At 65.1% G+C, this 13,214-nt stretch carries 12 protein-coding genes; 8 read left to right on the top strand and 4 right to left on the bottom strand.

What is annotated here, in order from left to right:
* Positions 1–16 precede the first annotated feature (16 nt).
* Complete coding sequence (locus J7548_RS11665) at positions 17–631, top strand: sigma-70 family RNA polymerase sigma factor (RefSeq protein WP_290974752.1); 615 nt, start codon at positions 17–19, stop codon at positions 629–631.
* A 3-nt stretch (positions 632–634) separates the two neighbouring features.
* Positions 635–1,276 (top strand): DUF1109 domain-containing protein, encoded by a 642-nt coding sequence (locus tag J7548_RS11660; protein ID WP_290974751.1) that lies wholly within the window; start codon positions 635–637, stop codon positions 1,274–1,276.
* 43 nt (positions 1,277–1,319) lie between these two features.
* Here J7548_RS11660 and J7548_RS11655 read toward each other — a convergent pair whose 3' ends face one another.
* The 4 genes from J7548_RS11655 to J7548_RS11640 form a co-directional block, all read right to left on the bottom strand.
* A complete protein-coding gene (locus J7548_RS11655) occupies positions 1,320–2,708 on the bottom strand; it encodes an FAD-dependent oxidoreductase (RefSeq protein ID WP_290974750.1) in 1,389 nt (462 codons plus the stop codon).
* A gap of 83 nt (positions 2,709–2,791) precedes the next feature.
* The gene (phnY, locus tag J7548_RS11650; protein ID WP_290974749.1) at positions 2,792–4,240 is read right to left on the bottom strand and encodes a phosphonoacetaldehyde dehydrogenase; all 1,449 of its coding nucleotides are present in this window, start codon (positions 4,238–4,240) and stop codon (positions 2,792–2,794) included.
* 45 nt (positions 4,241–4,285) lie between these two features.
* Complete coding sequence (phnA, locus tag J7548_RS11645) at positions 4,286–5,518, bottom strand: phosphonoacetate hydrolase (protein ID WP_290974748.1); 1,233 nt, start codon at positions 5,516–5,518, stop codon at positions 4,286–4,288.
* A gap of 1 nt (position 5,519) precedes the next feature.
* Positions 5,520–6,251, bottom strand: a complete 732-nt coding sequence (locus tag J7548_RS11640) for a phosphonate utilization associated transcriptional regulator (RefSeq protein ID WP_290974747.1) — start codon at positions 6,249–6,251, stop codon at positions 5,520–5,522.
* Positions 6,252–6,397: 146 nt separating this feature from the next.
* Here J7548_RS11640 and J7548_RS11635 point away from each other — a divergent pair, with 146 nt between their 5' ends.
* From J7548_RS11635 to J7548_RS11610, 6 genes are all read left to right on the top strand, one after another.
* The gene (locus tag J7548_RS11635) at positions 6,398–7,435 is read left to right on the top strand and encodes a putative 2-aminoethylphosphonate ABC transporter substrate-binding protein (RefSeq protein ID WP_290974746.1); all 1,038 of its coding nucleotides are present in this window, start codon (positions 6,398–6,400) and stop codon (positions 7,433–7,435) included.
* 66 nt (positions 7,436–7,501) lie between these two features.
* Complete coding sequence (locus J7548_RS11630; protein ID WP_290974745.1) at positions 7,502–8,632, top strand: putative 2-aminoethylphosphonate ABC transporter ATP-binding protein; 1,131 nt, start codon at positions 7,502–7,504, stop codon at positions 8,630–8,632.
* Positions 8,629–10,368: a putative 2-aminoethylphosphonate ABC transporter permease subunit gene (locus J7548_RS11625; RefSeq protein ID WP_290974744.1), complete on the top strand. Its 1,740-nt coding sequence runs from the start codon at positions 8,629–8,631 to the stop codon at positions 10,366–10,368. Before J7548_RS11630 ends, J7548_RS11625 begins: the two co-directional genes overlap by 4 nt.
* A gap of 25 nt (positions 10,369–10,393) precedes the next feature.
* Positions 10,394–11,524, top strand: a complete 1,131-nt coding sequence (locus tag J7548_RS11620; protein ID WP_290974743.1) for a 2-aminoethylphosphonate--pyruvate transaminase — start codon at positions 10,394–10,396, stop codon at positions 11,522–11,524.
* 237 nt (positions 11,525–11,761) lie between these two features.
* A complete protein-coding gene (locus J7548_RS11615) occupies positions 11,762–12,799 on the top strand; it encodes a M4 family metallopeptidase (RefSeq protein ID WP_290974742.1) in 1,038 nt (345 codons plus the stop codon).
* On the top strand, positions 12,792–13,145 hold the full coding sequence (locus J7548_RS11610; RefSeq protein WP_290974741.1) for a protealysin inhibitor emfourin: 354 nt from the start codon (positions 12,792–12,794) through the stop codon (positions 13,143–13,145). The genes J7548_RS11615 and J7548_RS11610 overlap by 8 nt, the downstream gene beginning before the upstream one ends.
* The last annotated feature ends 69 nt before the right edge of the window (positions 13,146–13,214 follow it).

The raw sequence follows: 13,214 nt of genomic DNA, 5'->3' as shown, positions 1-13,214 counted from the left end.
ACAAGTGGCATACCCCATGACCAAAAGCCAACCGTTCCCCGCCCATGAATTGCCCGCCTTCGGGGACAATGCCGGCGGCCGCTCCGCCCATCCGGCGGAAGAGCGCCTCAAGGCCCTGCTCCTGGCCGGGCTGGAAGGCGACGCGGCGGCCTACCGCGACTTCCTGTCGGAATTGAGCGGGCGCTTGCGCGCCTTCCTGCGCAAGCGGCTGCAGCATATGCAGGACGAGGTCGAGGACATCGTCCAGGAAACCCTGCTGGCCGTGCACAACGCGCGCCACACCTACCGCCCCGACCAGCCGCTCACGGCCTGGGTATACGCCATCGCGCGCTACAAGCTGATGGATTTCCTGCGCGCGCGCTCACGCCGCGAAGCCCTCAACGATCCGCTGGAAGACGAGCACGAACTGTTCGCCGCCTGCGACGAGGAGCCGGCGCAAGCGCGGCGCGACGTCGGCGCGCTGCTGGAACAATTGCCCGACAAGCAACGCCTGCCGATCGTGCACGTCAAGCTGGAAGGCCTGTCGGTCGCGGAAACCGCGCAACTGACCGGCATGACGGAATCGGCGGTCAAGGTAGGCATCCATCGCGGCCTCAAGGCGCTGGCCGCCAAAATTCGAGAGAAACTGTGAACCATGAAAACCGATGACCTGATATCGATGATGGCTACCGGCGTCGCGCCGGCAGACCGCCGCCTGCCGGCGCGGCGCATGGCGCAGGCGCTGGCGCTGGGCGGCGCCGGTTCGCTGGCGCTGCTGTTGCTGCTCTACGGACTGCGTCCCGACCTGAAGGCGATGCTGTCGGTGCCGCTGTTCTGGATCAAGCTGGCCTTCCCGGCCGCGCTGGCGGCGGGTTCGCTGCTGGTGCTGCGCCGCCTGCTGCGTCCCGGCCTGCGCGTAGGCATCAACTGGGCCGGCGTCGCCGTACCGTGCGCCGCCATCTGGAGCGGCGGCGCGCTGGTGCTGCTGGCCGCGCCCGCGGCCGAACGCATCGGGCTGCTGATGGGGCTCACCTGGCGCACCTGCCCTTTCAACATCGCGCTGCTCTCGCTGCCGCTCTGCGCCGCCATCGTCTGGGCGGTGCGCGCGATGGCGCCGACGCAACTGCGCCTGGCCGGCGCCATCGCCGGCCTGCTGGCCGGCTCCGCCGCCGCCGTGGTGTATTGCCTGCACTGCCCGGAAATGGGCGTGCCGTTCTGGGGATTGTGGTATTTCCTCGGGATGACGATCCCTGCCGTGGCGGGCTTTCTGTTCGGGCCACGCCTGCTGCGCTGGTAATCCTTTTCAAGGACCGTGCGCCAGACGCGTCGGACCGTTTCCGCTATGCCTTGTCGGACTTGCCCGCGGCATTGGCCAGCTTGCTGAGCTGGCGGTCGATCCAGGCGGGCGTACGGTTTTCGTCTTCGGCGCGCTCCTTGCGGCGGATGGCGTTGCGCACCACGATCGAACCGGCATAGCGCAAAGGCTCCGGCGGGAATAAGCCTAGCGGGCCTTGCGTAAGCGGGCTGCGGGTCCAGGCGTTGTCCTCGTCCAGCACCAGCGACGACAGGATCTGCCCGCCCATGTAACTGGGCCCCACGCCATTGCCCGAATAGCCGAAGCCATAATAGATATGCGCGGCGCCCTCCAGCCGGCCGAAAAAGGGAAAGCCGCTGACCGAGCGGTCCGAAGGGCCGTTCCAGCTGGCCGTGATGGGCGTGCTGCGCAACGTCGGGAAAAAGCCATGCAATGCCCGCGTCAGTTCCGCCTCGTAGGGCGAGCGCTGGTCGAACACCGGCGCGATGCGCCCGCCGCGGGCGAAGGTATTGCCGCCCTTGCCCAGCATGAGCCGGCCATCCGCCGTGCTGCGGTAGTAGTAGACGAAGGTGCGCGAGTCAAGCACCGAGACGCCGTCGACGAGACCCATCGCATGCAGCAATTCGGGACAGCGTTCGGTGATGACCATGTCGCTGGAGACGATGGCGATGCTGCGTTCGAAGCGGGGAAAGGTTTCGGCCATCCAGGCATTGAGCGCGAATACCAGCTTGGCCGCCTTGACGCTGCCGCAAGGCGTGCGCACGACGGCCGGCGGGCCAGGCTGGAAATCCAGCATGGGGCTGCGTTCATGGATGCGGATGCCCATCTGCATGGCCGCGCGGCGCAGGCCGCGCACCAGCTTGCCGGGATGCACCGTGGCGGCGATGGGCGAATACACGCCGGCCAGGTTGCGCGCCGAACCGGAGCGCCGAGCCACCTCTTCGCGCGGCAATGCATGGTAGGAATGGATGCCGGCGGCCTCCAGCGCCCGCATCACCGGATCCATCGTGCCGATCTGCGCCTGCGAGGTCGCCGTGTAGAGCGTGCCGTCGCGTCGGAACTCGGCATCGATGCCGTGCTCCTGCAGGAAGGCGCCGATGTGATCGACCGCTGCTTCCGAAGCCAGCACCAGTCGCCGCGCCTCGGCCTCGCCGAACAGCCGCCGCAAGGTAAGGAACTTGGCCGACCAGGTCAGCAGGCAGCCGCCGTTGCGCCCGCTGGCGCCGGCGCCGCACAGGTCGCGCTCCAGCACGACGATGTCCAGCGCCGGATTGCGCTGCTTGGCCTGGATCGCGGTCCACAGCCCGGTAAAGCCGCCGCCCACGATGCAGACGTCGGCACGCTGTTCGCCCTGCAATGCCGGCGCGAGATCGCCGTCGCCGAACAAGGCTTGCTCAATCCAGAAAGGCCGCATGGCCGGCTCCCTAATATGGATGGGTATGGGGATACGGCCGTTTCCGGCGCCACCAGCGGCACAGGAAACGGCGCAGGCTGCGCTTACCAGGGCAGCGAGTAGGTCTTGGTATTGGTGAAGCTCTTCATCGCCTCCAGCACGCCCTCCTTGTAGCCCAGGCCGGAGTCCTTGATGCCGCCGAAGGGCGTGAGCTCGAGCCGGTAGCCCGGCACCTCGCGCACGTTGACGCTGCCCACATTGAGTTCGCGCACGAAGCGGGTGATGTAGTCGAGCCGGTTGGTGCACACCGAGGACGACAGGCCATAGGCGGTGCCGTTGGAGATGCGGATGGCTTCGTCGATATCGCGGAAGCGGATCACCGGCGACACCGGGCCGAAGGTCTCGTGCTTGGCCACCGTCATCTCGGGGCGCACCTGGTCGAGCACGGTCGGCGCATACAGCGCGCCGCGGCGCACATGGCCGGCCAGCAGTTTGGCGCCGTCGGCAATCGCTTCGCTCACGACCTTTTCGAAATGGATCGCGGCTTCTTCGTCGATCACCGTGCCCATGTCGGTATGCGGGTCCATCGGGTCGCCGTATTTGACGGCCTTGGTTTTCTGCGCCAGCAGCTCGACGAACTGGTCGGCCACCTTTTCGTGCACCAGCATGCGCTTGACGGCGGTGCAGCGCTGGCCGGAATTCTTGTAGGAGCCGCCGGCGGCCAGCGTGGCCGCTTCTTCCACGTCGGCGTCTTCCATGACGATGATGGGATCGTTGCCGCCGAGCTCCAGGATCTGGCGCTTGTAGACCGCCTTGCCGGCGATATATTTGCCGATCGCCACGCCGCCGGTAAAGGTCACCAGGTCGACATCGGGATGGGTCAGCATCTCGTCGGCGATCTCGCGCGGGTCGCCCGTGACCACCGAGAGCATCTCCGGCGGCAGGCCGGCTTCATACAGGATGTCAGCCAGCACATAGGCGGTCAGCGGGGTTTTCTCGCTGGGCTTGAGGACGATGCGGTTGTTGGTCGCGATCGCCGGCGCCACCTTGTGGATCACCTGGTTCAGCGGATGGTTGAACGGGGTGATGGCCGTGATCACGCCCAGCAGCGGTTCCTTGGTGGTGTAGACCTTGCGGCTCTTGCCGTGGTGCGTGAGGTCGCAGGAGAACACCTGGCCATCGTCGACCAGCGCCTGGTTGGCGGCGAACAGCAGCACGTCCGATGCGCGCCCCACTTCGTAGAGCGTGTCCTTGCGCGACAAACCCGATTCGAGCGTAATCAGGCGCGAGATCTCGTCCAGCCGCGACGCGATGATTTCGCCCGCGCGCATCAGGATCTTGTAACGCTCGTAGCGCGTCAGCGTGGGCTTGTAGTCGCGCGCGATCTTGTAGGCGCGGCGCACGTCCTCAAGCGTCGCCTTCGGTACGGTGGCGATGACTTCGCCGGTGTAGGGGTAAGTGACCTCGATCACCTCGTCGCGCCGGACGCGCTCGCCGGCGATGCGCAGTGCTTCATGACGGATCTCGATTGGCTTGTGCTGGGCTAGGCTCATTGCTCTTGTCTCCTCCGGTGCTGGGTCTGATGTCGGCTTGCGGGGTCAGGCGACGGTATGGTTCAGAGCCAGGTCCAGCGCATCGAAGTTGCGCAGGCGCCGGTCGCTGGCGATGCCGCTGACGGGGCGGTTGCAGATCAGCGGCACGCGCTGCTCGGAAATGCCGCCGTGCGAACGCAGCGGCGCATCCAGCCCGGACAGGTCGTGGCGGCTGACGCTGGTGCCCAGCACGGTGCTCTGCTCGCTGACCACGACGATGTCGCCGATGCGATCCGGCGGCAGTTCGAATTTCTTCGCGGCTTCGGCACGGGTCAGCGCCAGCTCCACGCCCGGCAGTTCGCGGATGCGGCCGATCCATTCGGCGGCGGTGGCTTCGTCGGGCGCGTAGACGGTGGCATACGAACCCAGCGCGCCGTGGTGCACCACATAGGGGTCGGTGATCGGCAGGATCACGCGCGCACGTTCGGGGCCGTACCAGGCGTCGAGCTGGTCTTGCAGGTAGATCACCTTGGGCTGGCCGTCGGCGCTGTGCTTGTCGTTCATGCCGTGGTCGGCGGTGAGCACGATGGTGGCGCCCAGCGCGTCGAGCTGCGCCAGGTATTTGTCCATCATCGCGTAGAAGGCGTTGGCCGCCGCGCTGCCCGGCGCGGCCTTGTGCTGCACGTAGTCGGTGGTGGAGAGGTACATCAGGTCGGGACGGCGGGTTTCCATCAGCTTGACGCCGGCGGCGAACACGAACTCCGACAGTTCGGCGCTGTACACCGACGGCACCGGCATGCCCACCAGCTCCAGCACGCCGGTGATGCCGTGTTCTTCCTCTGTCACCTGGTCGGCCTTTTCGGACGAGAAGCAGATGCCCTTCATATGGTTGCCCAGCAGCTTGCGCAGCTTGTCCTTGGCGGTCACCACCGCCACCTTGGCGCCGGCGTCGGCGAACGCGGCCAGCACGGTGCCGGCGCGCAGGTACTTGGGGTCGTTCATCATCACTTCCTCGCCCAGGTCGCGGTCGAAGAAGTAGTTGCCGCAGATGCCATGCACCGCCGGCGGCGCGCCGGTAACGATGGACAGGTTGTTGGGGTTGGTAAACGAAGGCACCACGCAGTCGGCCAGCAAGTCGGCGCCCTTGGCCCGCATGCGCGCCAGATAGGGAGTCACGCCGGCGGCAACGGCGGCGTCGAGATAGGCAGGTTCGCAACCGTCCACGCACACTACGACCACGGGACGCTGCATCCAGCGGTAGCTGCGGCTGTTCACTTCGATGGTTTGGGGTGTCGTCATCTCAGGCTTCCTTGGTGGGTGAAGAAGTGTGGGCTACGGATTGTTGCGCCTCGGCGTCGCCGCGCCCCAGCGCCTTGTGCATGCGTGCGCGGCTGTCGGCGACGTGGCGGCGCAAGGCCTGGCCGGCGCGCTCGGGATCGCGCGTGGCGATGGCGTCGACGATTTCGCGGTGCTCGTCGGCCGACACGCGCAGGCCGCCGCCGGCCAGCGCGCGCAGGCGGAACAGCGAGAGTTCCTTGATCAGGCGCTGGTAGGTCTCGGTCAGCTTGGCGCTGCCGGCGGTGTCGAGCAGGACATCGTGGAATTGCAGGTTGAGCTGCGCGTACTGCTCCAGCTCCTTGGCCTGCGCGGCCTCGCGCATGGCTTCGGTCATCCCCCGCAGGCGTTCGATGCCGTCCGGCGTGATGGCCTGGGCCACGCGGCGGCCGATGATCTCTTCCAGCGCTTCGCGCAATTCATAGATCTCGTCGGCTTCCTCGAACGTGATCTCGCGCACGAACATGCCGCGGTTCTTCTCGGTACGCAGCAGGCCGGCCTCTTCCAGCGCGCGCAGCGCCTCTCGGATCGGGCCGCGGCTGGTATTGAAGCGCTGCGACAGCTCGCTCTCGTTGAGGCGGCTGCCCACGGGCAGCTCGCCGGTCATGATCATGCGCTCGATCTCTTCCTGCACCAGCATGGGCAGGGAGCTCGATTGCAGGAACGCCAGGGCGGAAGAAGGTTTTTTGGTATCCATGAGGTCGGATTATTCCGTAGCGCCCACAAACTGTCAACAGTTTTCAATTGACAGTCTTCAGTTTGCAATTTATATTGCATTTCACCGACGCCAAACGACCGCCGGTGCGGGCCGCCAGCGCCCACAACTCAACAGGAGAAAAATCGATGAGAAAGACAACAGGCATGGGCCGCATCACGATGACTCTATGCGCCGCGGTATTGGGAATGGCGGCGGGCGCGGCGATGGCGCAACGCACGCCGGTGCTGGTCTATACCGCCCTGGAAACCGACGCGATGAAGCTGTACAAGACCGGCTTCGAGAAGGCCAACCCCGACATCGAAATCAAATGGGTGCGCGACTCCACCGGCATCATCACCGCCAAGCTGCTGGCCGAGAAAGCCAATCCCCAGGCTGACGTGATCGCCGGCGTGGCCGCCAGCAGCCTGGCCCTGCTGGAGCAGGAAGGCATGCTCCAACCCTACGAGCCCAAGGGCTTCGACAAGCTGACCCCGGCCTATTCCGACACCAAGCGCCCGCCGGCCTGGGTCGGCATGGACGTCTGGGCCGCCGCCATCTGCTTCAACACCGTCGAAGCCAAGAAGCGCGGCTTGCCCAAGCCGGAAACCTGGAAGGACCTGGCCAAGCCTATCTATAAGGGCGCCATCGTCATGCCGCACCCGGCATCGAGCGGCACCGGCTTCCTCGACGTCTCGGCCTGGCTGCAGATGTGGGGCGAGGCCGACGGCTGGAAATACATGGATGCCCTGCACGAGAACATCGCCCAATACCAGCACTCCGGCTCCAAGCCCTGTAAAGCGGCGGGCGCCGGCGAGTTCCCGATCGGCATTTCGTTCGAGTTCCGGGCCCACCAGGTGCTCAAGTCGGGCGCGCCGGTGGAACTGATCTTCCCCAAGGAGGGCCTGGGCTGGGACATCGAAGCCACCGCCATCATGAAGACCACCAAGAAGATGGAGCAGGCCAAGCGCGTGGCCGACTGGTTCGCCAGCAAGGAAGCCAACGAAGTCACCGCCAACTGGTGGGCCGTGGTGGCCTATCCGGGCGTGGCCAAGAAGCTGGAAGGGATTCCCGCCAACTATGAACAGCTGCTGGTCAAGAACGACCTGAACTGGGCCGCCAAGAACCGCGAGCGCATCCTGGCGGAATGGGGCAAACGCTACGAAGGCAAGGCCGAGGCCAAGTAAGCCCGGCCCCGAAGCCCCCTGCGGCAGGCGCCGCGGGGGAATTTCCCTTCCCACGATGAGCTCACCATGGATATGACAACCAGCAAGATGATCGCCGAGGCAGTCAAGCAAGCGGCGCCGGCGCTAGAAATCACCGGCATCACCAAGAACTTCGAAGGGTTCACCGCGCTGCGCGACGTGAACCTGAGCGTGCGTTCGGGCGAAATGTTGTGCTTCCTCGGCCCTTCGGGCTGCGGCAAAACCACACTGCTGCGCATCATCGCGGGGCTGGAGACGCAGACCGCGGGCAGCATCGTGCAAAACGGCCGCGACATCTCGTGGCTGCCGCCCGAAAAGCGCGACTACGGCATCGTGTTCCAGTCCTATGCATTGTTCCCCAACCTGACCATTACCGACAACGTGGCCTACGGCCTGGTCAACGGCAAGATGAAGAAAGCCGACATCAAGGCGCGCGCGGCCGAACTGCTGGAGATGGTCGGCCTGCCGACCGCCGGCGGCAAATATCCGAGCCAGCTCTCCGGCGGCCAGCAGCAGCGCGTGGCGCTGGCGCGCGCACTGGCCACCAATCCCGGCCTGCTGCTGCTCGACGAACCGCTGTCGGCGCTGGACGCCACCGTGCGGGTGCGCCTGCGTGCCGAGATCCGCCGCCTGCAAAAGCAGGTCGGCGTCACCACCATCATGGTCACGCACGACCAGGAGGAAGCGCTGTCCATGTCCGACCGCATCGTGGTGATGAACCACGGCGTGATCGAGCAGGTCGGCACCCCGATGGATATCTATGAGCGCCCGGCCACGCCTTTCGTGGCCGATTTCGTCGGCAAGGTCAACGTGCTGCGCGGCAAGGCGCTGGGCGGCAAGCGCTTCCGCGTCGGCGAGATGGAAATGGAGTGCGAATCCTGCGAAGGCAGCTTCACGCCCGGCCAGGACGTGCGCCTGTACCTGCGCCCCGAAGACCGCGTGGCCGAGAACCTGCAGCACGATACGCCGCATCGCCTGACTGCGCTGGTCACCAAGGTCGAATTCCTCGGCGGCCTGTGCATCGCCGAAGTCACCTCCGACGCATTGCATGGCCAGAGCCTGGGCCTGCACTTCTCGCTGAACCAGATGCACGACCTGGGCATCCGCGAAGGCCACCGCATCGATATCGCGCTGCGCGCCCATCGCGTGCGCGTCTTCACATCCGGAGCCGCCGCATGACCCAGACCACCACAAGCGCCGGCCGCATGGCCGCCCCCGCGCCCACCACCGCGCCCCGCCTGCGCTGGAGCCGCGACGCGCTGGTCGCCCGCGTGATGATGGTCGGCGTGATGGCGCTGCTGCTGGCCTTCCTGATCGCGCCGCTGTTCTCGATCCTGGTCAACGCGGTGCTCGACAAGCAAGGGCATTTCGTCGGCCTGGCGCACTTCATGGCCTATTTCCAGACGCCCAGCCTGCTGCGCGCGGCCGGCAACTCGGTCTGGGTGGCGGCCATGGTGGCAATGATCTCGGTGCCGATGGCCTTCGTCTGCGCCTATGCGCTCACCCGCACCTGCCTGCCCACGCCCTTCAAGGCGACGGTGCGGCTGATCGCGCTGATCCCGCTGCTGGCGCCTTCGCTGCTGTCGGCCATCTCGTTCGTGCAGTGGTTCGGCAACCAGGGGGCGCTCAAGTCGCTGCTGGGCAGCGCCTCCATCTACGGCGCGCCCGGCATCATCCTGGCCGAGGTCTACAACACCTTCCCGCATGCGCTGATGATTCTGGTGACCGCGCTGTCGCTGGCCGACGGCCGCCTGTACGAGGCCGCCACCGCGCTGCGCACGCCCGGCTGGCGCCAGTTCCTCACCATCACCCTGCCCTCCTGCAAGTACGGCCTGATCAGCGCCTGTACCGTGGTGTTCACCTATGTGGTAAGCGACTTCGGCGCGCCCAAGGTCATCGGCGGCAACTTCAACGTGCTGTCGGTGGATGTGTACAAGCAGGTGGTGGGACAACTCAACTTCTCGATGGGCGCGGTCGTGGGCATGCTGCTGCTGGTGCCGTCGATCGTCTCGTTCGCCATCGACTACAGCGTGCGCCGCAAGATCAAGGCGCAGCTCACCGCGCGCTCGGTGCCCTACACTCCCCAACCCCACCGCGTGGCCGATGCGCTGCTGGCGCTGTTCTGCGTCTGCGTGTGCGGCATGCTGCTGGCCACCATCGGCATGGCGCTCTATACCTCGGTGATCAAGCTGTGGCCCTATGACCTGGTGTTCACGCTGGACCACTACCGCTTCGTCCTGTTCGAAAGCGACATGGCCGACGCCTACACCAACAGCCTGACGGTGGCGCTGTGCACGGCGGTCGGCGGCTCGCTGGTGGTGTTCTTCGGCGCCTACCTGATCGAGAAGACGCGCAACCTCGGCTGGATGCGCAACGCCATGCACCTGATGGCGGTGCTGTCGATGGCCGTGCCGGGACTGGTGCTGGGCCTGGGTTACGTGATGTTCTTCAACCATCCGGCCAATCCGCTGAACTTCCTCTACAACACGATGCCGATCCTGGTCATCTCGATGGTGGTCCACTACTACACGTCCAGCCACCTGACGGCGGTGACGGCGCTGCAGCAGATCGACAACGAGTTCGAAGCCGTCTCGGCCTCGCTGAAGGTGCCCTTCTTCAAGACCTTCGTGCGCGTGACCGTGCCGGTATGCCTGCCGGCCATCCTCGACATCGGGCGCTACTTCTTCGTCGTCTCGATGGCCAGCCTGTCATGCGCCATCTTCATCTACACGCCCGAAACCATCCTCGCCTCGGTCGCCATCATGCACATGGACCAAGCCGGCGACGTCGGCCCGGCGGCGGCGCTGGCCAGCCTGATCGTGCTGACCTCGGTCGCGGTATCGATCCTGTATTCGCTGGCCACGCGCGTCCTGCTGGCCCGCACCCAAGCCTGGCGCAACCTGAGCCGGGGCTAACCCTCTTCCCCCACTGGAGATCTTCATGAGCCAAGCCACCTCCCCCATCCTCCTCACCCCCGGTCCGCTGACCACGTCCAACCGCACGCGCCAGGCGATGCTGCGCGACTGGGGTTCGTGGGACGCCGACTTCAACCAGATCACCAGCCGCATCCGCACTCGCGTGCTCGACATCGTGCATGGCCAGGGCACGCACGAATGCGTCCCGATGCAGGGCAGCGGCACCTTCTCGGTGGAAGCCGCCATCGGCACGCTGGTACCGCGCCACGGCCATGTGCTGGTGCCCAACAACGGCGCCTACTGCGCCCGCCTGGCGCGCATCTGCAAGGTGCTGGGCCGCAAGCTGACCACCATCGACTACAGCGAAGCGCTGCAGGTGAACCCGGCCGACGTCGACCGCGCCCTCGCCGCCGATCCGACCATCACCCACGTGGCCCTGGTGCATTGCGAAACCGGCGCCGGCGTGCTCAACCCGCTGCATGAAGTGGCGCAAGTCGTCGCCAAGCACGGCCGCGGCCTGATCGTGGATGCGATGAGCTCGTTCGGCGCCATCGAGATCGATGCGCGCAAGACGCCGTTCGACGCCGTCATCGCCGCCTCCGGCAAATGTCTCGAAGGCCCGCCGGGGATGGGCTTCGTCATCGCCCGCCGCAGCGTGCTCGAGAAGTGCGAAGGCAACGCCCACTCGCTGGCGCTGGACCTGTACGACCAGTGGATCTACATGCAGAAGACCACGCAATGGCGCTTCACCCCGCCGACCCACATCGTGGCCGCGCTGGACGAAGCGATGACGCAATACATCGAGGAAGGCGGCCTGGCTGCACGTGGCGGGCGCTATGCGCGCAACTGCAAGGCGCTGCTGGAAGGCATGCGCAAGCTGGGCTTCCGCTCCTACCTCGAAGACGCGATCCAGGCGCCCATCATCGTCACCTTCCACGCCCCGGCCAGCCCGGCCTACGAGTTCAAGGCCTTCTACCAGGAGGTCAAGAAGCGCGGCTACATCCTCTACCCGGGCAAGCTCACGCAGCTCGAAACCTTCCGCGTGGGCTGCATCGGCCACTTCGGCGAAGCCGGCATCCCCGGCGCCGTGGCGGCGATTGCGGATGCGTTGCAGTCGATGGGGGTGAACCAGGTGGCTGTCCCTGAAATGGCCTGATCATCTATCGGCTCAATAGTGGTCCAGCCCTGAACGGCGCCGGCGCAGGTGGTTTCCTGCGCCGGCGCCGTTTAATTTAATCCGGACACATGTAAGCAAGCCGCATAAGAAGGGAACCTCTTACTCCGGACAGGAACCAATTTGTATCGGATCGCTGATATCCGCATCCTGGTTCGCCCTGCATCGCTACGCCCAATGGACAATCTTGGCGCCGCGATCCGGAATGGGAGGTATTGCATGTCTTATCCCTATTACTTCATTCCCCCGTATCTGCTCGAACGGCTCTCGGTCCATCCTGCCCCTGAGCTCAGCCATGGCGCGGCCCAGACGCTATTATTGGATCAGCAGGTCCGCACGGAACGCGCGCAATTTGCCGGCGCAGCCATCGCCCGGCAACAACGTGCGCGCAGGACTGTAACGTTAAAGCGCTCGATTTACGACGCAAAGAACGGTACAGCCTTGCCCGGCACGTTAATCCGCTCCGAAGGCAAGGCGGTTAGCGGCGATGCGGCAGCGGATGAAGCCTACGACCATATGGGCACCACTTGGCAGATGTTTCACGACGTGTATGAACGCAACTCCATCGACGATGCCGGCCTGCCTCTGGTTGGAAGCGTACATTATGGGAAGGACTACGACAACGCATTCTGGAATGGCAGCCAGATGGTATTCGGGGACGGAGACGGACGGATCTTCAAGCGCTTCACAATCGCGCTGGATGTGATCGCGCATGAGCTTGCACATGGCGTTACCGCCAGCGAAGGCGGCCTGGCCTATCAAAACCAGTCCGGCGCGCTTAACGAATCGCTGAGCGACGTGTTCGGCATCCTGGCCAAGCAATTCCATCTGCGGCAAACTGCGGATCAATCCGACTGGCTCATCGGCGCCGGACTTTTTTTACCGGGGATAAATGCCCGCGGCCTGCGTTCAATGGCTGAGCCTGGAAGCGCCTATGATGATCCTGTGCTGGGGAAAGATCCTCAACCGGGCCACATGAGGGATTATGTCGATACGGAACAAGATAATGGCGGCGTGCACATCAATTCCGGCATTCCCAATCACGCCTTCTACCTGGCTGCGACGGAGCTTGGCGGCCATGCCTGGGAAAGGGCCGGACGCGTGTGGTACGACACCTTGCGGCATCACCGGCTTCGGCCAGACGCGGATTTTGCCGAATTTGCCGGCCTGAGCATGGAAACCGCCGCTGCGCAGGGTAAGGATGTTGCCGCAGCCGTGCGATCCGCCTGGCGCGGCGTGGGAGTACTGCATGATTGATTTGCCGCCATTGGATGAAGTGGAAGTGGTGCGCCTGTCGCGCGAAGGCGGGCTGGCTTACATCCCGAACTTATCCCGGGTTCGCATCTTCGAGTTGAACCGTTGTTCGACTACGCTGCGGGGCCAAGTCTGCCAGGCAATAACGCAAGCTTCGCAGATAGTGCAAACGCCGCAACCGGCCAACGGCGGCGACCAGCGTTTTTTCCGCGTGGAACTCGATGTCCGGACGCAGCCCCATGCAACGATGTACAGCTTTGAAGTGCCGGAAGCCGAAGCGCCGCTCATGCTCGTTGCATTGTGGCAGACTCCGCCGGATGAGGAACTGAATAAGGCGGAGGAACGTTGATCAGGCTATTAGCAATTCCCTTTCTTGGCTTGCCCAGGCGGGCAGAAATTTCCTGGCCCCTGATCCACG

The organism is Herbaspirillum sp., from assembly GCF_017744395.1.
Taxonomy (GTDB): domain Bacteria; phylum Pseudomonadota; class Gammaproteobacteria; order Burkholderiales; family Burkholderiaceae_D; genus Herbaspirillum.
Note: the sequence above shows the minus strand (reverse complement) of the source record. Positions and strands in the feature narration are given on the sequence as shown.

Excerpts from the sequence above, each read along its gene's own strand:
- phnY (WP_290974749.1), bottom strand. The coding sequence starts at position 4,240 with ATGAGCCTAGCCCAGCACAAGCCAATCGAGATCCGTCATGAAGCACTG.
- J7548_RS11610 (WP_290974741.1), top strand. The coding sequence starts at position 12,792 with ATGATTGATTTGCCGCCATTGGATGAAGTGGAAGTGGTGCGCCTGTCG.
- J7548_RS11625 (WP_290974744.1), top strand. The coding sequence starts at position 8,629 with ATGACCCAGACCACCACAAGCGCCGGCCGCATGGCCGCCCCCGCGCCC.
- J7548_RS11620 (WP_290974743.1), top strand. The coding sequence starts at position 10,394 with ATGAGCCAAGCCACCTCCCCCATCCTCCTCACCCCCGGTCCGCTGACC.
- J7548_RS11660 (WP_290974751.1), top strand. The coding sequence starts at position 635 with ATGAAAACCGATGACCTGATATCGATGATGGCTACCGGCGTCGCGCCG.
- phnA (WP_290974748.1), bottom strand. The coding sequence starts at position 5,518 with ATGACGACACCCCAAACCATCGAAGTGAACAGCCGCAGCTACCGCTGG.
- J7548_RS11635 (WP_290974746.1), top strand. The coding sequence starts at position 6,398 with ATGAGAAAGACAACAGGCATGGGCCGCATCACGATGACTCTATGCGCC.
- J7548_RS11615 (WP_290974742.1), top strand. The coding sequence starts at position 11,762 with ATGTCTTATCCCTATTACTTCATTCCCCCGTATCTGCTCGAACGGCTC.
- J7548_RS11655 (WP_290974750.1), bottom strand. The coding sequence starts at position 2,708 with ATGCGGCCTTTCTGGATTGAGCAAGCCTTGTTCGGCGACGGCGATCTC.
- J7548_RS11665 (WP_290974752.1), top strand. The coding sequence starts at position 17 with ATGACCAAAAGCCAACCGTTCCCCGCCCATGAATTGCCCGCCTTCGGG.
- J7548_RS11630 (WP_290974745.1), top strand. The coding sequence starts at position 7,502 with ATGGATATGACAACCAGCAAGATGATCGCCGAGGCAGTCAAGCAAGCG.
- J7548_RS11640 (WP_290974747.1), bottom strand. The coding sequence starts at position 6,251 with ATGGATACCAAAAAACCTTCTTCCGCCCTGGCGTTCCTGCAATCGAGC.